At 70.2% G+C, this 25504-nt stretch carries 22 protein-coding genes and 3 tRNA genes; 13 read left to right on the top strand and 12 right to left on the bottom strand.

The features are described 5' to 3' along the window. The first annotated feature begins 2 nt into the window (after nt 1-2). Nucleotides 3-2012 carry a flotillin family protein gene (locus ACSHT8_RS21595; RefSeq protein WP_436492721.1) on the top strand — a complete coding sequence of 670 codons (2010 nt, stop codon included), beginning with the start codon at nt 3-5 and terminating at the stop codon, nt 2010-2012. Next, nucleotides 2009-6847: a DNA repair ATPase gene (locus tag ACSHT8_RS21590; protein ID WP_436492720.1), complete on the top strand. Its 4839-nt coding sequence runs from the start codon at nt 2009-2011 to the stop codon at nt 6845-6847. The genes ACSHT8_RS21595 and ACSHT8_RS21590 overlap by 4 nt, the downstream gene beginning before the upstream one ends. 18 nt (nt 6848-6865) lie before the next feature. Here ACSHT8_RS21590 and ACSHT8_RS21585 read toward each other — a convergent pair whose 3' ends face one another. Further along, nucleotides 6866-8023, bottom strand: a complete 1158-nt coding sequence (locus ACSHT8_RS21585) for an FAD-dependent oxidoreductase (protein ID WP_436492719.1) — start codon at nt 8021-8023, stop codon at nt 6866-6868. A 53-nt stretch (nt 8024-8076) separates the two neighbouring features. Between ACSHT8_RS21585 and ACSHT8_RS21580 the strand changes: the two genes are divergently transcribed. Further along, on the top strand, nt 8077-8673 hold the full coding sequence (locus ACSHT8_RS21580) for a PadR family transcriptional regulator (protein WP_436492718.1): 597 nt from the start codon (nt 8077-8079) through the stop codon (nt 8671-8673). Between the two features lie 38 nt (nt 8674-8711). Beyond that, nucleotides 8712-9443 carry a maleylpyruvate isomerase family mycothiol-dependent enzyme gene (locus ACSHT8_RS21575; protein ID WP_436492717.1) on the top strand — a complete coding sequence of 244 codons (732 nt, stop codon included), beginning with the start codon at nt 8712-8714 and terminating at the stop codon, nt 9441-9443. On the opposite strand, the gene ACSHT8_RS21570 is transcribed toward ACSHT8_RS21575, so the two are convergent. The 4 genes from ACSHT8_RS21570 to ACSHT8_RS21555 are packed head-to-tail and all read right to left on the bottom strand — an operon-like array spanning nt 9444 to nt 12025. Then, a complete protein-coding gene (locus tag ACSHT8_RS21570) occupies nt 9444-10790 on the bottom strand; it encodes a sensor histidine kinase (protein ID WP_436492716.1) in 1347 nt (448 codons plus the stop codon). It abuts the gene before it with no gap. Next, a complete protein-coding gene (locus ACSHT8_RS21565) occupies nt 10787-11464 on the bottom strand; it encodes a response regulator transcription factor (protein ID WP_436492715.1) in 678 nt (225 codons plus the stop codon). The genes ACSHT8_RS21570 and ACSHT8_RS21565 overlap by 4 nt, the downstream gene beginning before the upstream one ends. Before the next feature lie 10 nt (nt 11465-11474). Then, nucleotides 11475-11633 carry a hypothetical protein gene (locus ACSHT8_RS21560; protein ID WP_436492714.1) on the bottom strand — a complete coding sequence of 53 codons (159 nt, stop codon included), beginning with the start codon at nt 11631-11633 and terminating at the stop codon, nt 11475-11477. Then, a complete protein-coding gene (locus tag ACSHT8_RS21555) occupies nt 11630-12025 on the bottom strand; it encodes a hypothetical protein (protein WP_436492713.1) in 396 nt (131 codons plus the stop codon). The genes ACSHT8_RS21560 and ACSHT8_RS21555 overlap by 4 nt, the downstream gene beginning before the upstream one ends. 123 nt (nt 12026-12148) lie before the next feature. Between ACSHT8_RS21555 and ACSHT8_RS21550 the strand changes: the two genes are divergently transcribed. Then, complete coding sequence (locus ACSHT8_RS21550) at nt 12149-13336, top strand: MFS transporter (RefSeq protein ID WP_436492712.1); 1188 nt, start codon at nt 12149-12151, stop codon at nt 13334-13336. Here the strand turns inward: ACSHT8_RS21550 and ACSHT8_RS21545 are convergent. Next, nucleotides 13256-13750, bottom strand: a complete 495-nt coding sequence (locus ACSHT8_RS21545; RefSeq protein ID WP_436492711.1) for a DUF5134 domain-containing protein — start codon at nt 13748-13750, stop codon at nt 13256-13258. The two genes, ACSHT8_RS21550 and ACSHT8_RS21545, sit on opposite strands and share 81 nt — an antisense overlap. Nucleotides 13751-13754: 4 nt before the next feature. Then, the gene (locus tag ACSHT8_RS21540; protein WP_436492710.1) at nt 13755-13973 is read right to left on the bottom strand and encodes a hypothetical protein; all 219 of its coding nucleotides are present in this window, start codon (nt 13971-13973) and stop codon (nt 13755-13757) included. 237 nt (nt 13974-14210) lie between these two features. Here ACSHT8_RS21540 and ACSHT8_RS21535 point away from each other — a divergent pair, with 237 nt between their 5' ends. From ACSHT8_RS21535 to ACSHT8_RS21525, 3 genes are all read left to right on the top strand, one after another. Then, nucleotides 14211-15536, top strand: a complete 1326-nt coding sequence (locus ACSHT8_RS21535) for a hypothetical protein (RefSeq protein ID WP_436492709.1) — start codon at nt 14211-14213, stop codon at nt 15534-15536. Then, the gene (locus ACSHT8_RS21530; RefSeq protein WP_436492708.1) at nt 15533-16504 is read left to right on the top strand and encodes a glutamate ABC transporter substrate-binding protein; all 972 of its coding nucleotides are present in this window, start codon (nt 15533-15535) and stop codon (nt 16502-16504) included. Before ACSHT8_RS21535 ends, ACSHT8_RS21530 begins: the two co-directional genes overlap by 4 nt. Before the next feature lie 598 nt (nt 16505-17102). After that, nucleotides 17103-19541: a tetratricopeptide repeat protein gene (locus tag ACSHT8_RS21525; RefSeq protein WP_436492707.1), complete on the top strand. Its 2439-nt coding sequence runs from the start codon at nt 17103-17105 to the stop codon at nt 19539-19541. Here ACSHT8_RS21525 and ACSHT8_RS21520 read toward each other — a convergent pair. The 3 genes from ACSHT8_RS21520 to ACSHT8_RS21510 all read right to left on the bottom strand — a co-directional run bounded on the left by ACSHT8_RS21520 (nt 19534) and on the right by ACSHT8_RS21510 (nt 22624). Further along, nucleotides 19534-20664, bottom strand: a complete 1131-nt coding sequence (locus ACSHT8_RS21520; protein WP_436492706.1) for a metallophosphoesterase — start codon at nt 20662-20664, stop codon at nt 19534-19536. The two genes, ACSHT8_RS21525 and ACSHT8_RS21520, sit on opposite strands and share 8 nt — an antisense overlap. Before the next feature lie 9 nt (nt 20665-20673). Then, a complete protein-coding gene (locus ACSHT8_RS21515; protein WP_436492705.1) occupies nt 20674-21255 on the bottom strand; it encodes a PaaI family thioesterase in 582 nt (193 codons plus the stop codon). Nucleotides 21256-21421: 166 nt separating this feature from the next. After that, nucleotides 21422-22624, bottom strand: coding sequence for a L,D-transpeptidase (locus ACSHT8_RS21510; protein ID WP_436492704.1), 1203 nt, complete (start codon nt 22622-22624; stop codon nt 21422-21424). 377 nt (nt 22625-23001) lie between these two features. Between ACSHT8_RS21510 and ACSHT8_RS21505 the strand changes: the two genes are divergently transcribed. Continuing rightward, nucleotides 23002-23205, top strand: a complete 204-nt coding sequence (locus ACSHT8_RS21505) for a cold-shock protein (protein ID WP_436492703.1) — start codon at nt 23002-23004, stop codon at nt 23203-23205. Nucleotides 23206-23289: 84 nt separating this feature from the next. Here ACSHT8_RS21505 and ACSHT8_RS21500 read toward each other — a convergent pair whose 3' ends face one another. Next, nucleotides 23290-23631 (bottom strand): hypothetical protein, encoded by a 342-nt coding sequence (locus tag ACSHT8_RS21500; protein ID WP_436492702.1) that lies wholly within the window; start codon nt 23629-23631, stop codon nt 23290-23292. A gap of 314 nt (nt 23632-23945) precedes the next feature. Beyond that, nucleotides 23946-24155: a heavy-metal-associated domain-containing protein gene (locus tag ACSHT8_RS21495; protein WP_436492701.1), complete on the bottom strand. Its 210-nt coding sequence runs from the start codon at nt 24153-24155 to the stop codon at nt 23946-23948. Nucleotides 24156-24372: 217 nt separating this feature from the next. Here ACSHT8_RS21495 and ACSHT8_RS21490 point away from each other — a divergent pair, with 217 nt between their 5' ends. The 4 genes from ACSHT8_RS21490 to ACSHT8_RS21475 all read left to right on the top strand — a co-directional run bounded on the left by ACSHT8_RS21490 (nt 24373) and on the right by ACSHT8_RS21475 (nt 25452). Then, nucleotides 24373-24618 carry a hypothetical protein gene (locus ACSHT8_RS21490; RefSeq protein WP_436492700.1) on the top strand — a complete coding sequence of 82 codons (246 nt, stop codon included), beginning with the start codon at nt 24373-24375 and terminating at the stop codon, nt 24616-24618. Nucleotides 24619-25051: 433 nt separating this feature from the next. Beyond that, nucleotides 25052-25124, top strand: a tRNA-Glu gene (locus tag ACSHT8_RS21485). 33 nt (nt 25125-25157) lie between these two features. Next, nucleotides 25158-25231, top strand: a tRNA-Asp gene (locus ACSHT8_RS21480). Nucleotides 25232-25375: 144 nt separating this feature from the next. Next, nucleotides 25376-25452, top strand: a tRNA-Phe gene (locus tag ACSHT8_RS21475). Nucleotides 25453-25504: the final 52 nt, after the last annotated feature.

The raw sequence follows: 25504 nt of genomic DNA, 5'->3' as shown, positions 1-25504 counted from the left end.
CGATGGAACCGATCTCCACCGGCCTTGTGATCGTGCTCGGCGTGGTCCTGCTCGTCGTCGTCGTGCTGATCTTCATGATCAGCAGGCTGTTCCGCAAGGTGGAGCAGGGCAAGGCGCTGATCGTGTCCAAGGTGAAGAACGTCTACGTGACGTTCACCGGCGCGATCGTGCTTCCCGTGCTGCACAAGGCCGAGATCATGGACATCTCGGTCAAGACCATCGAGATCAACCGCGCGGGCACCGAGGGCCTGATCTGCCGCGACAACATCCGCGCCGACATCCGGATCACGTTCTTCGTGCGGGTCAACAAGACCACCGAGGACGTCATCAAGGTCGCCCAGGCCATCGGCACGCAGCGCGCCAGCGACGAGAGCACCCTGCAGGTGCTGTTCAACGCCAAGTTCTCCGAGGCGCTCAAGACCGTGGGCAAGCAGCTCGACTTCGTCGACCTCTACACCCAGCGCGACCAGTTCCGCGACCAGATCATCCGGGTCATCGGCACCGACCTCAACGGCTACAGCCTCGAGGACGCCGCGATCGACTACCTCGAGCAGACCCCGATGTCGCAGCTCGACGCGGCCAACATCCTCGACGCGCAGGGCATCCGCAAGATCACCGAGCTGACCGCGATCGAGCACATCCGCACCAACGAGTTCCAGCGCAACGAGGAGAAGGAGATCACCCGCCAGAACGTCGACGCGCGGGAGGCCATCCTGGAGCTGGAGCGGCGCAAGGCCGACGCGGAGATCAAGCAGCGCCGCGAGGTCGAGACGATGCGCGCCCGCGAGGAAGCTGAGATCCTGAAGGTGCAGGCCGAGGAACGCCTCAAGGCCAACACCGCCCAGCTGCGCACCGACGAGGCGCTGGGCATCCAGGGCGAGAACCAGGCCCGCGAGATCGCCGTGGCGCAGAAGAACCGCGAGCGCGTGATCGCCATCGAGACCGAGCGCATCGAGAAGGACCGGATGCTGGAGGTCATCGCCCGCGAGCGCGAGACCTCGCTGTCGCGGATCTCCGCCGACAAGGAGGTCGAGGGCGAGAAGCGCGCCGTGGCCGAGGTCGTGCGCGAGCGCATCGCCGTCGACAAGACCGTCGCCGAGCAGGAAGAGGCGATCAAGCGGCTGCGCGCGGTCGAGGAGGCCGAGCGGATGCGCCAGTCGCTGGTCATCCAGGCCGAGGCCGAGGCCCAGGAGAACCTGGTCAAGGACATCAAGGCCGCCGAGGCCGCCGAGGCTTCCGCCAAGCACAAGGCGCGTGAGGAACTCGTCCTCGCCGAGGCCCGCCAGCAGGCCGCCGAACTCGACGCGCGGGCCAAGATCCGCCTCGCCGAGGGCACCCAGGCCGAGGCCGCCGCGGCGGGCCTGGCCGACGTGCAGGTGCGCGAGCGCGACGCCGTCGCCATCGAGAAGGTGGGCCGCGCGGAGGCCGCGGTCGCGCGCGAGAAGGCCATGGTCGAGGCCGACTCGATCAAGTTCAAGCTGAAGGGCGAGGCGGAGGGCCTGGCGGACAAGGCGGGCGCGCTCGCCGCGATGGACGAGGCCACCCGCGGCCACGAGGAGTACCGCCTGCGGCTGGAGACCGAGAAGGAGATCCGGATCAAGGGCATCGAGGCCCAGCGCGAGGTCGCCGAGGCGCAGGCCATGGTGCTGGCCGCGGGCCTGGAGAAGGCCGACATCGACATCGTCGGCGGCGAGACCCAGTTCTTCGACCGGATCGTGGGCGCGGTGTCGATCGGCAAGAGCGTCGACGGGTTCATGGACCACTCTGCGGTCGCCCAGCAGCTCGCCGGGCCGTGGCTCAACGGGTCGGCCAGCTTCACCGACGACGTCAAGTCCCTGCTCAGCTCCGTCGACACCAACGACATCAAGAACCTGACGGTGTCCGCGCTGCTGCTCAAGCTGATCAACTCGGGCAACGGCGAGTCGGGCCCGCTGCGTGAGCTGCTCGGTCACGCCCAGCGCCTCGGCCTGGCCGACCAGCCTGTCGCCGCGCTGGCCGCCGCACAGCGGTGACGACTACGGAAAAGGTGCCCGCGCTCGACGCGGGCACCTATGAGGTGCTGCGGGCCCGGCTCGGCGAGCAGGCCGCCGAGCTGGCCCGCCGGGCGAAGGCGCTCAATGAGGAGCGGCTGCGTGTCTTCGGCGGGACCGAGCTGCGGCTCATCGGCACCGACCGGATCCGCACCGAGAACAACTGCGTGCCGCGCGACATCGTCGCGCTCGGCTCGACGATGGTGTTCGGCTACAACGTGTTCATCGGGCTCAAGCCCGAGACCACGATCACCGACGTGTTCTCCCTGCACACGTTCAGCCGCGACGGCGAGGCGTTCCGCTTCGACCAGGCCGAGCTGCCCGCGCTGCTGGGCGACGAGCAGTTCCAGCGCGACTTCGCCGAGCTGTACCGGTACTACCGCGAGACGCGGCTGCTGCAGCTGCGGCGGGTCGAGGGCAAGCTGCTCGCGGTGTTCCAGACGGGGCCGCGGGTCGAGGACATCAAAGTCCTGCGGTGGAAGGTCGCCGTCGACGGCACGGTGTCCTATGAGGACAATCGAGGCGAGCGCGACCACGTCTTCCCGCCGTCGCACGACTTCGAGTGGACCGAGACGACCCGGGACGACCACGTGCTGGGCCGGTTCCCGCACATCTCGATCCTGGGCAAGGTCTTCATCGAGACCGTCAACGGCGACCTGACCCTCAAGGTCGAGAACAACACCGAGACCGGCGAGGGCATCTACGCCGAGCCGGTCGACGAGCCGCTGCAGAGTCTCGCCGACGCCGACGTGCAGTACGCGCAGGTCGGGCCGCTGATCCTCATCCGGGTCCGCCCGTACAAGGAGACCGACTGGCGGCATCTGGTCTTCAACACCCACACCCGCTCGGTGGTGCGGCTCGACGGCATCGGCCAGGCGTGCCGCAGGCTGCCGGAGGACCACGGCCTGATCTTCCCCGGCGGCTACTACCTGGCCACCGGCGTGCACAAGACGTTCGACACCGACGTCACCGACCTGGAGTACGAGCGCGTCATCCGCTCGCCCAACGGTGAGGACGTGCTGTTCGTCTTCCACGCTCGCGGCGACGGGCGCTCGCTGCTGCTGCCGTACAACCTGATCCGCAAGGAAGTGGCGAACCCGCTGGTCTGCCATGGGTACTCGCTGTTCGACGACGGCACGCTGGTGGTGTTCCGGGCCGACTCGGAGGAGCCGACGCGGGTGCACACGATGCAGGTGTGGCAGACGCCGTACCTGTCCGACACCTTCGCCGCGGCGCAGCCGGTCGGGACCGGGCCGCTGGAGAAGGTGGGCAACCCGGAGCTGGTGCGCGGGATCTCCGACTGCCTGTCGGTGACCCACATGATCGGCGACATGGCGCCGTCGACCGCGGTGTTCGAGGCGCTGATCGCCGCCTGCGCGCGGGTGTTCGACGTCTATCACTGGCTCGATGTCGGCGAACTGCGCGAGCCGCTGGCCCAGGTGCGGGCGACGGCCGAGCAGGTGCTCGACGAGTTCGAGACCGTCTCGGCGCTGACCAAGCAGGCCGCGGACGCGCTGGCGGAGGTGTCCGCGCAGGTCGCGTCCCTGATTCGGACTGTGCGCGGCGAGGCGCCGAAGACGGCTGACGCGTGGGTGGGCCAGCTCGCCGAGCTGCGCCGGGTCCAGGGCCGGGTGATCACGCTCCGGGACGTCCGGTACATCGATCGTCCACTTGTGGAATCGTTGAACGATTCTCTGGTTGAACAATTGAACGACGCGGGCAAGCGGGCGGTCGGGTTCCTGCAGGGCGCGGACGCGTTCACGAGCTACCACGAGCAGGTCGCCAAGCTCGTCGCCGACGCCGAGGCGATCACCACCGTGGCCGCGGCCGAGCCGGTCAGCGACCAGCTCGCGACGCAGGCCGAGGGCCTGGAGATCGTCACCGAGGTCGTCGGCTCGCTCGACATCGCCGACGCCACCGCGCGCACATCGATCCTGGAGCGCGTCGGCGAGGTGCTGGCCGGGGTCAACCGCGCCCGCGCCACGCTCGTCGCCCGCCGCAAGGAACTGCTGGCCGTCGAGGGCCGGGCCGCGTTCGCCGCCGAGTTCGCGCTGCTGGGGCAGGCCATCACCGGCGCGCTCGCGGTCGCCGACACCCCGCAGCGCTGCGACGAGCAACTCGGCAAGCTCATGCTCCAGGTCGAGAACCTGGAGACCCGCTTCAGCGACTTCGACGACTTCCTCACCGAACTCGGCACCAAGCGCACCGACGTCTACGAGGCGTTCTCCTCGCGCAAGCAGGCGCTGCTCGACGACCGCGCCCGCCGGGCCGACCGGCTGGTCGAGTCCGCCGACCGGGTGCTGGCCAGCGTGCAGCGCCGGGTCGCTGGCCTGAAGTCGATCGACGAGGTCAACACCTACTTCGCCTCCGACCCGATGGTCGCCAAGCTCCGCTCGGTGGCCGCCGACCTGCGCGAACTCGACGACCAGGTGCGTGCGGAGGAACTCGACGGCCGGGTCAAGGCCGCGCGGCAGGAGGCCGGGCGGTCCCTGCGCGACCGCCTCGACCTCTACACCGACGGCGGCGACACGCTGCGGTTCGGCAAGCACACGTTCGCGGTCAACACCCAGCCGCTCGACCTGACTCTCGTCCCGCACGAGGGCTCGATGGCGTTCGCGGTCACCGGGACCGACTACCGCTCGACCGTCCGCGACCCGGATTTCCAGGCCACCAGCGAGTTCTGGCCGCAGCTGCTCGTCTCGGAGACCGCCGAGGTCTACCGCGCCGAGCACCTCGCCGCGTCCATTATGGACACCCACGACCCGGTGGCGCTGCTGGAGGCGCCGAGCCTGCTCGACGCGGTCCGGGCCGTGGCCGAGAGCCGCTACGACGAGGGCTACGAACGCGGTGTGCACGACCACGACGCCGCCAAGATCCTCGACGTCCTCCTGCGGCTGCACGCCGCCGCGGGCCTGCTGCGCTACGCGCCCGCGGTGCGTGCCGCGGCCCAGTTGTTCTGGGCGCACGGCACCGACGAGACCCAACGCGCGCAGTGGACCGTGCGCGCCGCTTCGCTCGTCCGCGCCCGCGCGGCGTTCGGCCCGGTGTCCGCGATCGGCGAGCTGAGCGCGGAGCTGTCCCAGGCCGCGACAGCGTTCTTGACCGAGGCCGGGCTGCCGGTCGCCGAAGTCGGCGACTACCTGGTCGAGGAACTGGCGAGCGCGCCCGCGGGCTTCGTCACCAGCGCCGCCGCACGCGGCTTGGTCGACAAGTTCCGCCGCGCGTGTGGCCCGCAGTTCGACGAGGACGTGCGCGCGCTGGCCGACCTCGGTTCGCGGTATCAGCTGGTCCACGCGTGGCTGGCGACGTTCCAGGCGTCCGCAGGCCTGTCCGATGTGGACCTTCCGGAGGCGGTGGCCGTCGAGCTGTGCCCCGACCTGCCCCGCCACGACTCGGCGGCGGCGCTGTCGGCCCCGGTCGACGGCCTGCTCGGCTCGCACCCGCGGATCGCGGAGCGGTCGCTGGAGCTGCGCCTGGACGAGTTCCTGGCGCGCACGCGGCGGTTCCGGACCGAGCGTGTGCCCGCCTACCGCGCCTACCAGCGCAAACGCGAGGCGCTGGTGGTGCGGGAGAAGGAGCGGCTGCGGCTGACCGAGTACCAGCCCAAGGTGATGAGCGCGTTCGTGCGCAACCGCCTGCTGGACGAGGTCTACCTGCCGCTGATCGGCGACAACCTCGCCAAGCAGCTCGGCGCGGCGGGCGACGACAAGCGGACCGACCAGATGGGTCTGCTGCTGCTGATCTCCCCGCCGGGCTACGGCAAGACGACGCTGATGGAGTACGTCGCCAACCGGCTCGGACTCGTGTTCGTCAAGGTCAACGGCCCCGCACTGGGTCACGCCGTGACGTCGATCGACCCGGCCGACGCGCCCAACGCCACCGCCCGCCAGGAGATCGAGAAGATCAACTTCGGGCTCGAGATGGGCAACAACGTCCTGCTGTACCTCGACGACATCCAGCACACCAACCCGGAGCTGCTGCAGAAGTTCATCTCCCTGTGCGACGCGCAGCGGCGGATGGAAGGCGTGTGGGAGGGTCGAACCCGCACCTACGACCTGCGCGGCAAGCGGTTCGCCGTGTGCATGGCGGGCAACCCGTACACCGAGTCCGGCAAGCGCTTCCGCGTCCCGGACATGCTCGCCAACCGCGCCGACGTGTGGAACCTGGGCGACGTGCTGTCCGGCCGCGAGGAACTCTTCGCGCTGAGCTACGTCGAGAACTCACTGACGTCGAACCAGGTGCTCGCCCCACTGTCCACACGGGAGCGGGCGGACATCGGCCTGTTCGTCCGGATGGCGCAGGGCGACACGTCGGTCCGCGCCGACCAGCTGGCGCACCCGTACTCGTCGGTCGAGGTCGAGCGCATCGTCTCGGTGCTGCGGAAAGTGCTGCGGGTCCAGGAAGTGGTGCTGGCCAACAACCAGGCCTACATCGCCTCGGCCGCCCAAGCCGACTCGTCGCGCACCGAGCCGCCGTTCGGTCTGCAGGGCTCGTACCGCAACATGAACAAGCTGTCCGAGCGCATCGTCCCGGTGATGAACGACGCCGAGCTGGAAGCCGCCATCGACGACCACTACCGCGGCGAGGCCCAGACCCTGACCTCCGGCGCCGAGGCCAACCTGCTGAAACTGGCCGAACTGAGGGGACGGCTCACCCCGGACCAGTCCGCCCGGTGGGCCGACGTGAAGGCGGCCTACCTGCGCGAACAGGCCCTCGGCGGCGATGGCGACGACCCGATGAGCCGCGCGGTCGGCGCGGTGGGCCTGCTCGCCGACCGGGTGGGCGGAATCGAGGAGGCACTGCGGTCGCGGGGCTGATCAGGCCACCCGCTCGGTTCACCGGGGCTGGTAGTCGTACATCCAGTTCAGCTCCGGCTTCGGCATGAGCCGGAAGACCAGCGGCAGCATCATCCGCCCGAGCACGCCGGGTGCCTTCTGGCTCCCGTTGCGCTTGCCCTGTGCCACCACCCGTTCCACGCGGGTGCGGCGCAGGGTCTCGTACGCGGCGAACGCGCGGTCGGGCTCGGGGAAGTCGCGCAGGCACCGGGCCAGTTCGACGGCGTCCTCCAGCGCCATCGAGGCGCCCTGGCCCGCTGACGGTGCGGTCGCGTGCGCCGCGTCGCCGATGATCGCCATGTGGTCGCGGTGCCAGAGCGGGACGTTCGGGAAGTCGTAGGTGCTCCAGCACGGGGCGATCTCGGGGGTGGCGCGGATGAGGTCGCCGATCACGGGGTTGTCGTCGGCGAACAGTGCGAGCAAACGCTTGCGCCACTCGTTCGAGTCGATCGCGGCCAGTGCTGACCGGTCGAGTTCGGTGCGCTGTGGCGGATTGGCGAACCACCACACCGAGCCGTCGGGGCTCGGCGTGCAGCCGAAGAACGCGCGCTTGCCGAAGACCATCTCCGTGGTGCCGACCGGGACGTCCACCCGGACGCCGGACGCGTAGCCGCCCGTGTTCAAGTACGGCACATAGCGGGGGGCGGGCGCGTTCGGATCGATGATCGTCCGCACCCGCGACTGCAGCCCGTCCGCCCCGACCAGGGCGTCGCCGACAGCTGTGGTGCCGTCGGCGAAGCGGGCCGTGACCACGCCGTTCCGGGTCTCGGCGTCGACCAGGCGTTTGCCGTACTCGAACGGAACGCCGCGGCGGACGGCTTCGTCGCGGAGGACGCGGTAGAGGTCGGCGCGTTTGAGGGTGATGGGCATCGGGGCGTCGGGCAGGGAGCCCGACATGTCGACGTCCATCAGCGTCCGGTCGCGCAGTTTCAGGCGGATGCCGGGGCTGTCGAAGCCCTCGGCCCGCACCAGCTTGTCCAGGCCGAGCACCCGCAGCGCGCGCAGGCCGTTGGGAGCCAGGCCGAGAAAGGCGCCGACGCCGTCGGCTCCCTGCTGGTACGCCTCGTAGACCGTCGAGTCGATTCCTGCTTCGCGGAGGGCCATCGCGGTCACCGGACCCGCGATCCCTCCGCCAATGACGATCACCTGTGAAGTCATAAAATGACCATACATAAAATGACTAGCTGGTGGCAAGGGGCTAAGCTGATCTCATGCCCAGTCGGTCCGACCGGCCATCGCCGCTCGCGCTAGTGCTGCTCGTGTTGTTGGCCGAGGCGCCCATGCACCCATACCGGATGCGGGAGCTGCTGCTGGAACGCGGCAAGGACCGGGTCGCCAACGTCGCGCAGCGCAACAGCGTCTATCAGACGATCGAGCGGCTCGACCGGGTCGGCCTGATCCGCGTCCGCGAGACCGCGCGCGACGAAGGACGGCCGGAGAAGCGGGTCTACGAGCTGACCGACGAAGGCCGCCACACCCTCGGCGAGTGGCTCACCTCGATGCTCAGCACCCCCGCCCGCGAGTTCCCCGAGTTCCCCGCCGCGCTCGCCTCGGTCCTGGTGCTCGGCGCCGCCGAGGTCGCCGCCGCGCTGCGGCAGCGGGCCGACACCCTGGAGCACGAGCTGGACGCGACCAGTGCGGTCCTCGCCACGCTCGGCTTGCCCCGAATCGTCACGCTGGAGGAGGAGTACGCCCAGGCCGTCGGCCGGGCCGAGGTCGCGTGGCTGCGGCGGGTCGTCGCCGACTTCGACTCCGGCGAGCTGGGCTGGTCCGAGGAAATGCTCCGGGCGATGGCGGCCGGTAATTAGCGGGCGCGCTGTCGGCGGGACGTGCTTGGGTGTGCCTTATGGACTATCTCGACTGCCTTGCCGCCGACTACATCCGCCTTCGGGCGGTGGCTGAGACGGCGTTGGACGCGCCCGTGCCGACCTGTCCGGACTGGACGGTCACCGACCTCGTCCAGCACGTCGCCGTCGTCTACCAGCACAAGACCGCGGCGATGAAGAACAACGCCTTCCCACGCCCGTGGCCGCCGGACGTGAGCGGCCAGGATCCGATCGCCCTGCTCGACTCCTCGTACGAGGCGCTGCTGGAGCAGTTCGACGAACTGGACCCGACCGACGAGCGCATCACCTGGTACCGCGACGACCAGACGGTCGGGTTCTGGCAGCGGCGGATGACCCAGGAGACGGTGATCCACCGGATCGACGCCGAACTGGCGGCGGGGGTCGACTCCGAGAAGGTCCCCGACGCCCTCGCCATCGACGGCATCGACGAGGTCCTGCACCGCTTCCTCGCCTACTTCTCCGTCGAGGAGGCCGAGGAGTTCACCACCCTGGCCGCACTGACCGGCCAGCGCGTGGCCGTGCGCTCGGGTGGGACGACCTGGATCGTCGACCTCCGGCCGACCGGCGTCCTGATCGACACCGAGGGCGCGTTCGACGCGGCGGTGATCGCCGAGCCGGACGTCATGCTGCGCTGGCTGTGGCGCCGCGTCCCGCTGGACGCGGTGTCGACCGAGGGCGACCTGCTCGCCATCAAGACCCTGCACGGCGTCCTCGAAGAAGCGACGCAGTAGTCAGAGCGGCAGTCGGACCGTGAACGCGGCCCCGCCTTCCGGGGCGGGGCCCGCGTCGATTCCGCCGCCCATGCGCACGACCAGGCCGTGCACCAGCGCGAGCCCGATCCCCGTGCCCACCGGCCGCCGCCCGCTGTAGCGCGCGTTCAGCACGCCCCGCTCGAACGCCACCGGGTACTCCTCCGGCGCGAGCCCGGGACCGCCGTCGCGCACCTGGATCACTGCGGCGCCCTGCCCGGCCGACAGCGACAGCACCATCGGCCGCCCGGCCGGGGTCACCCGCAGCGCGTTCTCCGCGAGACCGTCGATGACCTGCCGCAGCCGCCGCGGGTCCGCGCGCACCCAGACTTGGCCGGGGGCCGACTCCACCGAGAATCGCACGCCCGCCGCCGCGCAGCGGGTCTCCCAGACGGTCGCGGTGTCGGCGATGAGGGCCGTCAGATCGACCGGCACCACGTCGAGCTGGAAGTCGTCGGCGCCGAGTCTGGCCAGGTCGAGCAGGTCGCTGACCAGGCGGTCCAGCCGGTCGGCCTCCGCGCCGATCGTGCGGCCCGCCGCCGGAACCGCGTCCCCGGTGACCACCCCGTCGGCCAGCGACTCCGCGAACCCCTTCACCGCGGTCAGCGGGGTCCGCAGCTCGTGGGACACCGACAGCAGGAAGTCGCGCTGCCGGGCTTCACTGCGCTGTAGCGCGTCGGCCAGTTCGTTGACCGAACTCGCCACGTCGGCCACCTCGCGCGGCCCATCGACCGGCGCCCGCAGATCGCGGCGGCCGTGGCTCATCGACGCGGCGACCCCGGCGGTCCGGCGCAGCGGCCGGGACAGCAGGCGCGCCAGGATGAGCCCCGCGACCGCGGCGACCACCAAGCCGATGCCCAGCGCGAGCGCGATGTTGCCGACGAGCTTGCGGCCGGTGTTCTTCGCGGTCTCGGTCTCCCGGACCAGCCCGATCGCGCCGCGGTCCTCGACCTGCCGCAGCTCCACCAGCAGGGTCCGGTCGCCGATCTCGACGGTCGTGTGGACCGGTGCGGTGAACGAGGTGATCCCCGCCTGCCGGGCGGCGCGTTCGGCGGTGGCGTCGTTGCCGACGACGTTGCCGTTGGGTCGGACCTGGACCACCGCGACCCCTTGGCCGCTGAGCACGTCGACCACTTTGCGCAGCCCGAGCCTGCTGTCGGCGAGTTGGCCCGCCACCACGTCGGCCTGGTCGGAGAGGGTCTGCCTGGTCACCTCGCGCGCGGTCGACCCGACCAGCCGCGCCGAGATCACCCCGCCGACCACCGCCACCACACCCGCCACCAGCAGGCACAGCGCGGTGATCCGAACCGCGATCGACCCGCGCCTCACTGCCGCTCCGCCGAATAGCCGACGCCGCGCACTGTCCTTATCGGACTGAACGCGCCGAGCTTGGCCCGCAGCTGCGCGACGTGGACGTCGACGGTCCTGGTCCCGGCGGCCGCGGAGTAGCCCCAGACCGCGCTGAGCAGCTGGGCGCGCTCGAAGACCTGACCGGGGCGGCGCATGAGATAGGCGAGCAGGTCGAACTCGGTGGAGGTCAGCGCCACCTCGCCCGCCTCCGTCCACACGCGACGCGCCCCGAGGTCGAGCCGGGTGCCGCCTGCCTGGAGCACCTCGGCCGCGCCGGGCCCGTTGGCCCGGCGCAGCACAGTGCGCACCCGGGCGACCAACTCGCGCGGACTGAACGGCTTGGTCACGTAGTCGTCGGCACCCAGTTCGAGCCCGAGCACCCGGTCGACCTCGTCGTCGCGCGCCGTCACGAACAGCACCGGCGTCCAGTCACCCTCGGCACGCAGGGCCCGACAGACCTCGATGCCGTCCATCAGCGGCAACCCGATATCGAGGATGACCGCCACCGGCTTGACCTGCCGGGCGGCCGCCAGCGCCGCCCGGCCATCGGACTCCACCCGCACCCCGAACCCGTCGCGGCGCAGGTAGAGCGTCACCAGTTCGGCGATGGCCGCGTCATCCTCGGCGACAAGGACGAGGCCGCGAGACTCCATGAACCCGACCTTAGTCCCCGGCCATCTCCGACTCGATGGCGTCCAGAGTGGACTCGATCTGGTCGATGTCCGCCCCGCCGCCCGTGGTCGGGGTCGAGCCGCCCGGGGCGGCCTTGTCGCAAGCGACGCAGGCCAGCAGCAGCGCGGCGATGGTCAGCGCCCGCTTCACTTGGCACCGCAGTGCTGAGTCTGGAAGTCGGTCACCCAGCCCTTGATCTTGTTGAGCTGCTCGACCCGTCCAGCCCGCCGCTCGGCCTTCTCCTCCAGCAGATTCGCCGAGGTCTCCCGGCCGGCCGCGCGCTCCTTCTCAGCGCGGGCCTTGAGCCACGCGACCGAGCCCTTGGTCCCAGCGTCCCCGTTGATCCGCTCCAACAGCTTCGTGACCCGCTTCTCCGCCTTGGGCAGCCGCTTCTCGCACAAGAACTGCACCTGTTCCGCGCTCAGCGTCACCGTGACCGGCTGCCCTGACGGGCTCGGCTGGCTGGGCTCGGCCGCCGCGACGCCCGCAAGAGTCATGCTCGCCGCGACAGCCACAGCCGCCGCCCACTTGGTTCCCCGCATGATGTCCTCCCTGAATGGCCTGTTGAGAGCAACTCTCACAGGTCTGGGTAAAAGCACCGCCAGAACAAGGTTCGGGTTCTGTAAGGCATTGACGTAGACATGAATCAGATTCACACTGACCCGATGCCGAGCTCCCGCTGGTCCGTGGTCGCCGCGTTCGCCCTGCTCGGCGTCGCGACCCAGGTGTGCTGGCTGACCTACGCCGCCATCACCACCAAGGCCGCGGCCCACTACGGCGTCACCGACCAGGCGATCGGCTGGCTGGCCAACATCTTCCCGCTGCTGTTCGTCGTCCTCGCCGTGCCCGCGGGCTTCGCGCTCGACCGCTGGTTCCGCCCGACGCTCGCCACCGGCGCCCTGCTGCTCGCGGCGGGCGCGGCCATCCGAACCGTGTTCGACACCTACGAGGCCGCCCTGACCGGCCAGGTCCTCGCCGCCGTCGCCCAGCCGATCCTCGCCAACGCCATCACCCGCGTCGCCGCGGGCTATCTGCGGCCGACCGATCGCCCGCTAGGCATCTCGATCGGCGCCGGAGCCACCTACATCGGCATGATCGCCGCGATCGGCGTCGGCACAGCCATCCCGGACGACGTCGGCCTTGTCGTCGGCATCGGCACCGGGATCTGCGTGGTGACCGCGGTCCTCGCGCTCGCGTCCCTGCGGATAGCGCCGCCCTTCCACGGCGACCGGGTCCCGCAGGTGCCGGTCCGCGCGGCGTGGCGGGTGCCCGGGGTGCCGGTGCTGTCCACGGTCGTGTTCCTCGGCATGGGCGTGTTCGTCTCACTCGCGACCTGGCTGGAGCCGCTGCTCAAGCCCACTCCCGCCGACGTCGCGGGACTGGTGATGCTGACGATCCTCGTGGCCGGGGTCGCGGGCTGCGCCGTTGTCCCGTCGCTGGCCGCGCGCCGCCAGTCCGAGCGCACGGCGCTGTGGATCACCGGCGCGGGCGTCGGCGCGACGTGTCTGCTGCTGGCCGTGGCGCCGGGCGCCGGGTTCGTCGCGGCCGTCCCGATCGGATTCCTGCTGCTCTCGGCGCTGCCGGTGGCGTTCGCGCTGGTCGAGCGCACCGCGCCCGTCGCGGCGGGCACCATCACCGCGCTGCTGTGGATGGTCGGCAACGCGGGCGGGCTGCTGCTGTCCTTCGCCGTCGGCTACCTGCTCGACACCCCGGTGATGGCGTTCGGCCTGTTCGGCGTGCTGATGCTGGGCGCGCTGCTCGTCGCCCGGCGGCTAAAGCAGGGCGACGATCACCCCGCCGGTCCCGAGCGCCATGACGCCGCGGCACCCAGCGGCCAGCCTGCGGTCGACTGAGGCCAGCTGCGGCGCGATCCGCGCGGCCTGCACGACGAAGTACGCCACGAACACCCAGCCGAGCAGCGGCAGCGCCGCCTCACCCGCCATCGGCGGGCTCCACGCGGCCGACATCGCGTGCGCGGAGTGCGGAACCGCGGTCAGCATGTAGAGCATCGCCAGGCCCGCGACCGCGTGATCGAACTCGCCGCGCGCCGCGAACCACACCGTGAACAGCAGGAACACCGTCTGCCACCCGGCCATCGGCAGCGGTCCGCCGACCGGGGAGCACATGACGGCCATCCCGGTGGCCATGAGCGCGTCCGCGGCGGCGACGGTGCGGACGCGCTGGTCATGGCCTGCAAGCCGGGCGACCGCGTGCGCGGCCACGCCGAGGAACGCCGCCGTCAGCAGCCACCCGAGCCAGTCGGGCACGGGCTTACTTGGCGGTCAGGAGACCGTCGAGGACGCCTTCCTTGATGTCGGAGACGAGGTCGGCGAGCTGGCCGAGGCTCATCTGGACGCGCTGGCCGAAGTCGTCGGTGATGACGACGCGGCGCTCCTCGGGGGCGTCCGGGTCGATCCACAGTTCCGGGCAGCCGCAACTGCACTGCCCGCAGAAGGTCGCGATGTGCTGCATGGTGCTGTCACTGGTCATATCCCAACGGTCCCAGGGGTTGGGGCGGCGAACCAGGCAGCAATCAGGGGATTAACCCGAACTTAAGAAGGACAGCGCGGTGACGCTCGGTGGCCGCCGCTGCGCCGGGCGTGAGCTGGCGGAGCGCTGGTCACGGCCACTAAGTTCATCCACACAGGCCAAGCTGGCGTCACAGCCAGGTAACCGCCGGGGGAAAGCGGGCGTCGTGGGCGGGTACGTGTTGTTCACTGTTCCCTCGTGGACGTTTCCGTGCTGACCGCCGAGGCCACGCGCGTCTCGCCGCTGCGCCGCGTGACGCGCTCCGCGGCGACCACGCCGGGCAGGCTGTCGGTCATCGCGGTGGGCTTGGTCCTGTTGACGCTGGTCACCGGCCTCTTCGGCGCCCTGACCCTGCAGACCAAGCAGGACACCCTCGACGACCTCGTCGACTACCGCGAGCCGCTGACCGCCGCCGCCCAGCTGATCTACCGCTCGCTGTCCGACGCCGACGCGACCGCGGCCAGCGCGTTCCTCTCCGGCGGTGTCGAGCCCCCGGCCCTGCGTGCGCGCTACGAGTACGACATCGCCCAGGCGGGCGCGGCCCTGGGCAAGGCGTCGGCCGACGTCGGCGGTGACCCGCTGGCCGAGGAGCAGGTGACGGTGCTGTCGACGCAGCTGCCGGTCTACACCGGCCTGGTCGAGACGGCGCGGACGAACAACCGCCAGGGCTTCCCGGCGGGCGCGGCGTACCTGCGCGAGGCGTCCGGCCTGATGCGGTCGAAGATCCTGCCCGCCGCGGAGAAGCTGTACGCGATCGACTTCGACCGGCTCAAAGCCGGTCAGGCCGAGGCGCGGTCGTTCCCGTGGTTCACGCTGCTGCTGTCGGTCGGCCTGCTCGGCGCGCTCGTCGCGACGCAGCTCTACCTGACGCGCAAGACGAACCGGCTGATCAACGTCGGGTTGCTGGTCGCGTCGATCGCGGTGGCGGTCGCGTTGATCTGGGCGACGGTGGCGCTATTGGTCAGTTCGGCGCAGGTGGCCGACGGCGAACGCAACGGGTCCGACCAGGTCGACGTCCTCGTGCAGGCCAGGATCAACTCGCTGAAGTGCCGCGCCGACGAGACCCTGACCCTCGTGGCCCGCGGCGACGGCCCCGGCTACGAGAAGGAATGGAAGGAACTCGCCCCCACCTTCACCGGTGACGGCGGCGGCAACCTGCTGCGCCAAGCCCAGAGCCTCGCGTCCAGCCCTGCCTTGTCCGGCGAGGTCAAGCAGGCCGTCGAGAACGCCGACGCGTGGGCAGCCGCCCACCGCAAGATCCGCGAACTCGACGACGGCGGCCAGTACGAAGGTGCCGTGGCGATGGCCATCGGCAACGCCCCCGAGAGCGCGGCGACCGCGTTCGGCAAGCTCGACAAGAACATGATCACGGCGCTGAACGCGGGCCGCGAGGAGTTCTTCATCCAGACCAAACGCGGAAGCCAGGCCCTCACCGCGCTCGTCCCCGGCGTCGCCGTCCTCGCGCTGCTCGCCGCGGCCGGGATCGCCTTGGGCATCCGCGAACGACTGCGGGAGTACCGATGAAGCGCCGTCTCGCCCTGCTGGCCTTCGCCATGCTGGCCGCGGGCTGCTCGGCCACCGGCAGGCCGGTCGACCTCGCGTCGATCGCCTCCGCCCAACGCCCCGAACCCGTCGGCGTCGTGGTCAACCCGCCGACGACCACCGGCGCGGCGACGCAGGTCCCGCCGTGCGACCCGGCCGCGAGCCTGCGTCCCAGCGGCCTGCCCGCCGCGGGCGCGATGCCGGGCGGGTCGACCATGCGCACCATCCAGGACCGCGGCCGCCTGATCGCGGGCGTCGATCAGAACACTTTCTTGTTCGGCTTCCGCAACCCGACCAGCAACACCATCGAAGGCTTCGACATCGACCGCGTCCACGAGATAGCCGCGGCGATCTTCGGCGACCCGAACAAGGTCCAGTTCAAGGTCATCACCTCGGCCGAACGCATCCCCGCCCTGCAGAAGGGCGAGGTCGACATCGTCGTGCGAACCATGACAGCCACGTGCGCCCGCTGGGTCGACATCAACTTCTCCGCGATCTACTACGTCGCGGGCCAGCGGCTGCTGGTGGACAAGTCATCGCAGATCACCGGGGTCGACCAGCTCGGCGGCCAGCGTGTCTGCGCCACAAAGGGCTCGACGTCGCTGAACAAGCTGCGCGACTCGCCCGCGCCGCCGGTCGTCGTGGCGGTGGACAACTGGTCGGACTGCCTGCTGATGCTGCAGCAGGGCCAGGTCGCCGGGGTGTCGACGGACGACACGATCCTGGCGGGCATGGTCGCGCAGGACCCGAACGTGAAGATGGTGGGACCGCGGTTCACCGAGGAGCCGTATGGGATCGGCATCCCGAAGGCCAACGAGGACATGGTCCGCTTCGTCAACGCGGTCCTGGAGAAGTCGATCAACAGCGGCTCCTGGGCGGGCAGCTACGGCAAGTGGCTGACCGAGGCGGTCGGCCAGGTCGCCCCACCGACGCTGAAGTACCGGGACTGATCACATGACACAGTGGACTCCACCGGACGAACCGGAAGACCCCAAGGCGCGGGCACAGCAGAGCACACCGGCCCCCCATCCGGGCGCGGGTGATCGCGCAGGCACGCCTGATCCCCGCGCTGGGGAATCGGGCCAAGTGCCACAGCGGCCTTCGCAGTACCGCCCGGACCAGCCGTGGCCGCAGCAGCCCGGTGCACCGTGGGCGGGCCCGCAGCACGGCGGCACCGGCGCGCAGCGTCCGCCGATGCCGGGGCAGCGGCCTCCCCAACCGGGGTGGCCTGGTCAGCCGTCCGGCACGCGAGGACAGAACTGGCCGCCACCGCAGGGCAGACCGCCTCATCCAGGTACGGGTGCGGCGCCGTACCCCGGGGCAGGCGCTCCGAACCAAGGCGGACAACAAGCCCGCGGCGGCCCATACGCCGCAGGCGGCCACGCGGCTGGTCCGGCGGGCGGCCATCAGGCCCGGGCCGCCGGTCAGGCGCAGGGCTCTTCGAGCCAGGGCGGTCCTAACGCCGCTGGCGGTCCGGGCGCACCCAATCGGGGCGGTGGTGCGCCGGGCACGTCGAACCAGGGCGGTCCCTACGCCGCTGGTGGACCGGTGGGTGCCCCGAGTCAGGGTGCCCCGGCCGGTGGGCAGCAGCCGTCTCCCGCGCAGCAAGGTCAGCCCACGGGTGGCCGCGCCTCCACCCAAGCCGGTCGACAGCCCGGATCCCCTTATCCCCCAACCGGTTCCCGCCCAGCGCCGAGTCAGCTGCCCACCCTGCGCGACCTTCCCGCCGTCGCGCCCCGGCAGCCCGGTGTCCTCCCCGACACCGCGCTGGCCGAGGACGAGCCGCAGCCGACCAGTGTCCTGGGGATGCACACGCTCACCCAGAGCATCGTGCCGCCCAAACCCGAGGAACCCGAGCACCACCTCGCCCCCGCCACCACCTCCGGCCCCGTCACTGGTTCCGGCGCCTTCCCCGGCACCGGCAGGCGCACCGGCTCGCGGTCCAGCGGCCGCGGCAGGCTGGGTGCCGGCCTGGTCGACGTGCCGATCGTGCCCGTCAAGGACCCGGCGAGTGCCGTCCTCGAAGATCCGGTCGTCGCCGAGAACAAGCGGTTCTGCAACAACTGTGGCGCCGAGGTCGGCCGCGGCGCCGACGGCAAGCCGGGCGTGGCCGAGGGCGAGTGCGCGAAGTGCGGCCAAGCCTTCAACTTCCGGCCCCGCCTCTTCCGGGGCGATCTCGTCGGCGGTCAGTACGAGGTCCTCGGCAGCATCGCCTACGGCGGCCTTGGGTGGATCTACCTCGCCAAGGACCACAACGTCAGCGATCGCTGGGTCGTGCTCAAGGGCATGATCGACACCGGGGACGCCACCTCCATGGCCTCCGTCGTGGCCGAGCGGCGGTTCCTGGCCGAGGTCGAGCACCCGAACGTCGTCAAGATCTACAACTTCGTGCAGCACCCCGACCCGGTGACCGGGTCCGAGGTCGGCTACATCGTCATGGAGTATGTCGGCGGCCAGTCGCTGCGGCAGTTGGCGCTCTCGCACCACCGTGAGGCCGGGCGGGCGGAGCCGCTGCCGATCGGGCAGGTCATCGCCTACGGGCTGGAGATCCTGCCCGCCATCGGGTACCTGCACAGCATCGACATGCTCTACTGCGACCTCAAGCCCGACAACGTGATCCAGCACGGCGAGCAGCTCAAGCTGATCGACCTCGGCGCCGTCCGCAAGACCGACGACTACGAGAGCCCGCTGTTCTTCACCGCCGGCTACTCCGCCCCCGAACTCGCCACCGAGGGCGCCACCGTCGCCTCCGACATCTACACCGTCGGACGCACCCTCGCGGTCCTCTCGATCGAGTTCGCCGGTTACACGACCCGCTACAAGCACACGCTGCCTGGGCCGGAGGCCGAGCCGCTGTTCGCGCTGTTCGGCAGCTACTACCGCGTCCTCAAACGCGCCACGCACAGCGATCCCGCGCAGCGCTTCACCTCCGCGGAGGACATGGCCGACCAGCTGACCGGCGTGCTGCGCGAGGTCATGGCGCTGGGTACCGGCAGGCCGCGGCCTGGACTGTCCACTGTGTTCGGTGTGGAGACCCGCACGTTCGGCTCGACGGTGGCCGAGGGCGGCGACCCGCTGCCCGCGCCGGACCCGTCCGAGGTGGCCTCCGTGCTGCCGCTGCCGCTGGTCGACACCGACGACCACGCCGCGGCCGTGCTCGCCAGCATCACCGCCACCGAGCCCGCCGAGCTGGTCGCCGCGCTGTCGTCGGCGCCGCAGGACTCGATCGAGGTGCGGCTGCGGCTGGTCAAAGCCCGTATCGAGCAAGGAGATCTGCGGGCGGCTTCGTCCGAATTGGACTCCGCGCGCAAGCTGGTCACCGATCCGGCCGACTGGCGGCCGCACTGGTACCGCGGGCTGATCGCGCTCGCGGGCCGGTCGCCGAAGGCCGCGCGGGAGTCGTTCGAGCGGGTCTACGACGCGGTGCCCGGTGAGGTCGCGCCGAAGCTCGCGCTGGCGGTGGCCGCCGAACAGGACCAGGACCACTTCGCCGCGGCCCGGTTCTACGAGCTGGTGTGGCGTACCGACCACTCCTACGTGAGCGCCGCGTTCGGGCTCGCCCGGGTATACCTGGCTCAGGGCGCGCGGACCGGCGCGATCGAGGTGCTGCACTCGGTGCCCGACACCTCCAGCCACCACGTCGCCGCCCAGGTCGCCGCCATCAAGATCAAGACCAGCGCCGCGTCCGCGCCGATGGCCGACATCCACGACGCCGCCAAGCGGCTGGAGCGGCTCGCCCTCGACGCCGAGCGGCGGGCGCGGCTGTCGGCGGAGGTGCTGGAGGCCGCGCACGGGTGGGTCAAGGCGGGCAAGCCCGGCGCCCACCCCGGCACGTCAACGGTCCTGGGTTGCGAGCTGTCGGAACGGGAACTGCGGCTGGGTCTGGAGCGGTGCTACCGGGCGCTGGCGCGGCTTGCGGGCACGACCGAGCAGCGGCACGAACTGGTCGACCGGGCCAACGCGATCCGGCCGCGCACGCTCACCTGAGTTCGATGACGGTGATGTCCGGCGGCGCGCCGACCCGGACCGGCGGACCCCAGAAGCCCGCGCCGTTGGTGACATACAGCCACGTGTCGTCCACTTTGGACAGACCGGACACGCCGGGCTGCTGGAGTTCGACGATGTGGTGGAACGGGTAGATCTGGCCGCCGTGCGTATGGCCGGACAGTTGCAGATCGACGCCGTCGCGGGCTGCGGACTCGACCTGGACGGGCTGGTGGGCGAGCAGGACGACCGGCTTGGCCGGGTCCCGGTCGCGCAGGGCGGCGCCGAAGTCCGGGCCGTCGTCGAAGCTCTCGCCGGTCACGTCGGTGACGCCCGCGAGGTCGAAGGACGCGCCGCCACGGGTGATCTGGGTGCGCTCGTTGCGCAGGTAGTGCAGGCCGAGGCGGTCGAGTTCGGTGATCCACTGCTGGTGGCCCGAGTAGTACTCGTGGTTGCCGGTGACGAAGAACGTGCCCTCGCGGGAGACCAGGTCGCGCAGCGGCTCGGCGGCGCGGCCGAGTTCGGCGACGGTGCCGTCGGCCAAGTCGCCCACCATGGCCACCATGTCGGGCTGGGTCTCGTTGATCATCCGCACGAGCCGCTCGGTGTGCGCGCGGCCGAGGATCGGGCCGAGGTGGATGTCGCTGACCACCGCGATGCGGAACCCCGCGAACGCCGGGTCGAGCCTGCGGATCGGCACCGCGATCCGCTTCACCTCCGGCGCGCCGAGCGCCGACACCATGCCCACGCCGACCACCGTCGGCGCCGCGACCCCCGCGACCACGGCCGCGCCGCGGGCCAGGAACAGCCTGCGGCTCTCGTCGACCGGCTTGCCCCGGTCACGCAACCGCAGCACCAGCCGTGGGACTTCGAGCACCAACAGGGCCACGAACAGGTAGAACATCACCGCGATCCACAGGTACCCCGGCCACACCAGCCATCGCGCCGCGTCGATCCCGATGACTCGCGGCAACGCCAGCGCCGAAACGGTCAGCAGCGCCATCGCCACCAGGGCGAGAGCGCCGACCAGCCGCCACCGCCGCGTCCGGGAGACGTCGCGGACCAACCGCTTCCACAGATAGAGGTGGAGAAGCACCAATACGGCCAAGGCGATGAGGAAGAACACCCCGTCAGCCTACGGATTGATCTCGAACGGCCGGTGGCTGAGCAGGCTCGGGTCCTTGGCCACCGCGACCAGGTCCTCCTTGCGTCCGTGCGTGACGAAGTGGCTCAGGTCGACCACCACGAACAACGCCGTCGCCCGCACCGCGACCGGCCCGTCCGGCGCGTCGACGCGGCCATCGGCGCTGACGTAGACCTTGCGGCCCGCTTGTCCGTCGAGGTGGGCGTCGATGAAGAGGGTGGTGCCGACCGGGACGGGGCGCAGGAACTCGGTGGAGAGCTTGGCGGTGACCGCCGGGGCGCGCAGCAGGTTGCCGACGGTGGTGCCGAGGGCCTCGTCGAACGCGCAGGCCAGGAGGCCGCCGTGGGCGAGGCCGGGGGCGCCTTGGTGGGCCTCGGTGACGGTGAACTGGGACAGGATCGAGTGGCCCTCGCCGACTTTGGCGCGCAGGTGGAGGCCGTCTTCGGCCTCGTCGCCGCAGCCGAAGCAGTGGGCGTAGTGCGGGGGGAGGTCGGTGCCTGGGTCGGGGGCGTCGGCGTGGCGGGCCGGGAGTTCGGTGGGCACCGGGGGCCAGGGTTCGCGGTGGCGGGTCATTGGAGGAGCGTAAGTCTGTGTCCTCTGTGGGCCGGCACACGCTGGACAAAGTGGCTGCCCGCCAGTTGCGCGGCCCATCGGTCCTCGTCCCACGTTGCCTTTGCTGGCCAAAAGTGAAGCCACCGCCGGAGCCCTGCAACTCCGGCGGTGGCCTCGGGTCAAACGATCAGGCTGATTCGGCAGACATGGCCTGCCACTTGTCCCAGGTCACGGCCCAGTCGTAGTAGTCGCCGTCCTGGGCGCCCAACTGTTGGTCGCTACCGGTGATCTCGATGGGGTCGCCGGGGAGGACTGAGTCGTAGTAGATCTTGGCGTTGGCGGGGGCCAGGTTGATGCAGCCGTGGCTCACGTTCTTCTTGCCCTGGGCCCAGATCGACGGGGCGTAGCCGTGGATGAACTCGCCGTTGTTGGAGATGCGGACCGCCCAGGGGACGACCACGTTCTCGTAGTTGTACTTCGGGTTGGTCATCCCGTAGGTGGCGTGCTTGCTCATCACGACGTGGGTGCCGCTCTTCGTGACCCGGCCCGGGTCGGACTCCAGGCCGAACGAGGCCGGGAAGTCGGCTGTCTGGCCCGCGTCGGTCACCACGACCATGCGGTGGGTCTGGGTGTTCGCCTGGACGATCTGGCGGCGGCCGATGGTGAAGGTGGACGACACGTCGTTGCGGCCGTAGGCGCCGCCGCCGAAGGCGACTCCGTACAGATCGGCCTTGACCGTCACCGTGGTGTTCGGCTTCCAGTAGTCCTTGGGGCGCCAGTGCGCGGAGCGGTCGTTGAGCCACGCCCACGCACCCTCGGTCGGGACCGAGGTCTCGACCGTCATGGCCTTCTGGGCGGCGACCTTGTCCTTCACCGGGGCGTCGAAGGTGACCGCGATCGGCATGGCGACGCCGTAGGTCTGGTTGTCGCCGGTGTTGAGGCTGGCTTTGATCTGGCTCTTCGGCTTGACCGTGGTGAACGTGCCCGCGATCGTGGCGGTCTTGCCGTCATCGCCGATCGCCGAGCCGGACCAGGTGTAGGTCTTGCCGTAGCCCAAGTCCTCGCCGAGGGTCCACGACTTCTTGTCGGCGGCGAGCTCCCCCTTGACCTTCTTGCCTTCCGCGTTGGTCAGCGTGACCTGCTCAATCGCGCCGTCGGCGACGGTGACCGCGATCGGGCCGCCGGGGGCGACGTCCTTGGCCTTGTCCTCGGGGGACGCGGTGATCTTGACCGAGCGCTTCTCCTGCGTGCCCCCGCCGCCGCCGTTGGCGGAGGCCGCGGTGGCCGGGCCGGTGGTGGTGCAGCCGCTCAGTGCCAGGACCGTCACCAGTCCCGCGCCGAGCAGTGCCGCCGGGAGCCACCGTCTCCCCGAGTGCCTGCGCTTGTCCATGGCCGCTTCCCTTCCCCCGAACCCCTGTCACCACTAACGACGCCTCCGGCGCGGTAATAGTTGGCCAGCGGTGGCTGTGACCCGTGTCACATTTAACCCGGAGGTGATCTTGGGCTGAGGGCGACCAGTCCTGTTCGGAGCGTGGCGGAGCAGATCACCCGCTTGGGCTAGTGGGGTGCCCGTCAGGCAGTAGTGCGGCCCACGACATCTCGATATTCTTTGCCCTGCAGGCCGTAGCTTCTGTGTTCGTGCTTTCCACGCTCGCGGAACGAGAACGCGGGCGCGATGCTTTCCGCCGCAGTGGGCGGGAGCACCGCCCGAGGGCGGCCCGGGGCTGCACGGTGCAGCCCCAAGCTCCTGCGATGGAGGCAGGTTTTATGGCACAGGGCACTGTCAAGTGGTTCAACGCCGAGAAGGGCTTCGGATTCATCGCGCAGGACGATGGTGGCGCCGATGTCTTCGTGCACTACTCGGAGATCCAGACCAAGGGATTCCGGTCCCTTGAGGAGAACCAGCGGGTCGAGTTCGAGGTCGGTCAGGGCACCAAGGGCCCGCAGGCGACGAACGTGATCCCGCTGTAGATAGTCCGCACACACACGAGAGCCCCCCGGTCGCCCACGGCCGGGGGGCTCTTGCGTGTATGTGGGATCAGATAAGGCTGGGGATCAGGAACGCTGCAGCTGCTGGGACTCCCACTCCAGGCGCTGCATGACCCACTCCTGGGCCAGCGCCATCGGGGAGGTCTGCCGGTAGGCCGCCAGCTCACGCAGGCGCTCGTTGGCCATCAGCGACAAGCGCAGCTGGTAGACCTCGGCGCCGCCGAAGCGCCTGCCGGAGCCGGTGGTCTCCGCGTCGCCGTCCGGGGCGAGGGCCGCCAGGTACGACTCGAGTTCTTCGTCGGGCAGCAGCTCCTCGCTCTGCTCGCGCTGCGGGGTGCGGTGGCGGCCCGTGTTGGTACCGACCGCTCTGAGGTCGGTTCGGCTGCGTCCAAACGAGGGAAAAGGCACCGGAGGAGGATAACGAATCGGTTGCGGGCTCGCGCACCTTGTGACTGGCGACACACCGCACGGCCGAGTGAATCTTGCCACCCGCGGTCGGAATGTGGCCGCGACCTGCGGACATGGAGAGGCCCCCGCGCCAGGGGGAGGAACGCGGGGGCCGGAGGGGATCTCCACAGGCGCTGACCGGGGGTTTGTCAGCACGTCGATTGTTGCACGTGCACTCGTCCTACGGGAGGGGCTGAGTGGGAAAATTCGAGGGAAAATGTTCACCTGAAGTTCGCCTTGCATCGCGACAACTGACGCGATATGTGCAACCCGAGTCAGGCGGTGAGCTGGTAGCCCGCCTCTTTCACCGCGGCCTCGACCTCGGCCCGGTCCAGGGTGTCGGCGCTGGTCACGGTGACGGCGCCGGTCTCGAGCAGCACGGCGACATCGGTGACACCGGAGAGCTCGGAGAGTTCCTCGGTCACCGAGGCGACGCAGTGGCCGCACGTCATGCCGGAGACGGTGTAGACGGTCTGAACTGACACGGCGGTCCTCTCGACGGGGTGTGCTGTTGCCGCCGACTATACCCCTAGGGGGTACAGACGAAGTGAGCAGGCTGGTTAACCACTGGCGAACCCGCGACCGCGTCGAGAAAATCAATCACGGAAAGTCACCGACCGTGCCCGCGGTTCACTCCTCGGGGGGCTGTGAGTCTCGCGACTTCTCTCATAGCCTCACGCCAACACAATTCGGGGAGGCGTTATGAGCGGGTCACTCGAAGTGCGGTCGTTCCTCTTGCAGCACGACAGCCTGGGCTCGTCCGGGCAATTCTCGACCGGTGTGCCCGCTCCCCGCTCGGGAGAGTCGGCGCGGGTCTCCGACGAGCAGGTGCACCGCGCGCGGCTCGCCGTCGCGCGGGGCGCCACCGACGCCAAGGACTGCCGTGAACTGCTCGAAATGCTCGGGCTGGTCGACGGCGAGGACGGTCTGCCCGCGGTACGCAGGTAGGTCCGACGACGACGGCCGCGAGGGTAGGTGCCGCCACCTCGCGGCCGTTTTCGATCAAGGAATTCCCGGGGCGGGTCGGGGTTATTCACCCGCGAGGCTCCACTCCAATCGCGGAATCCCGACGACGGCGGCAAGATCGTTTATTTCCCAGATCTCCGGCCCTTTACGGACCGTGATCGCACTCGTTTGGGGGTCGGCCCCGGGTCACGCGATGGTGCGACCCGGGTCTACGCGGCCAGGTTCGACCCCGGTCGTGGGCGCCGATCATCGACTGATCTCGAAAGTGGCGGCATCGCCGCAGGTCAGAGCAGTTTGGGTAACCCGTTTTGGAGACCGGTGGGGGTGTGCCCTAAGCTATGCCTTGCTCCCAGCGAAGACCGGAAACGGTGGCCTCTGGAAGCGCAGTCGATCGGTCCGCCCGAGCGGTGGTCGGGCTCCCATCGTCTAGCGGCCTAGGACTCCGCCCTTTCAAGGCGGCAGCGCGGGTTCGAATCCCGTTGGGAGTACGTAGTAGTAAGTGCAGTGCAGCAGTAAATCAAGGCCCAGTGGCGCAGTTGGTTAGCGCGTCGCCCTGTCACGGCGAAGGTCGCGGGTTCGAGTCCCGTCTGGGTCGCAAGCTTTGGTGGTGCCGTGTCCGCGGAAAAGCGCGGACCACGGCGCTTGCCGAGGTATCTGGGGCCGAGCCCCCAGGCTCCCACGGTGCGGTACCAGCGGAACCAGCGTGGTTCTGATGGGGTCGCACCGGTTTGGTTTGCACGGCCAGGTAGCTCAGTTGGTACGAGCGACCGCCTGAAAAGCGGTAGGTCGGCGGTTCGACCCCGCCCCTGGCCACCACCACGGAACGCCCCTCTCGGGATCGAGAGGGGCGTTCTCCGTTTCTGGGGCG

Origin of the sequence: Actinokineospora sp. HUAS TT18 (assembly GCF_051364635.1) — a bacterium.
Classification (GTDB): Bacteria; Actinomycetota; Actinomycetes; order Mycobacteriales; family Pseudonocardiaceae; genus Actinokineospora.
The sequence above is the reverse complement of the archived record's forward strand: the minus strand, read 5'-3'. Positions and strand labels throughout refer to the sequence as shown.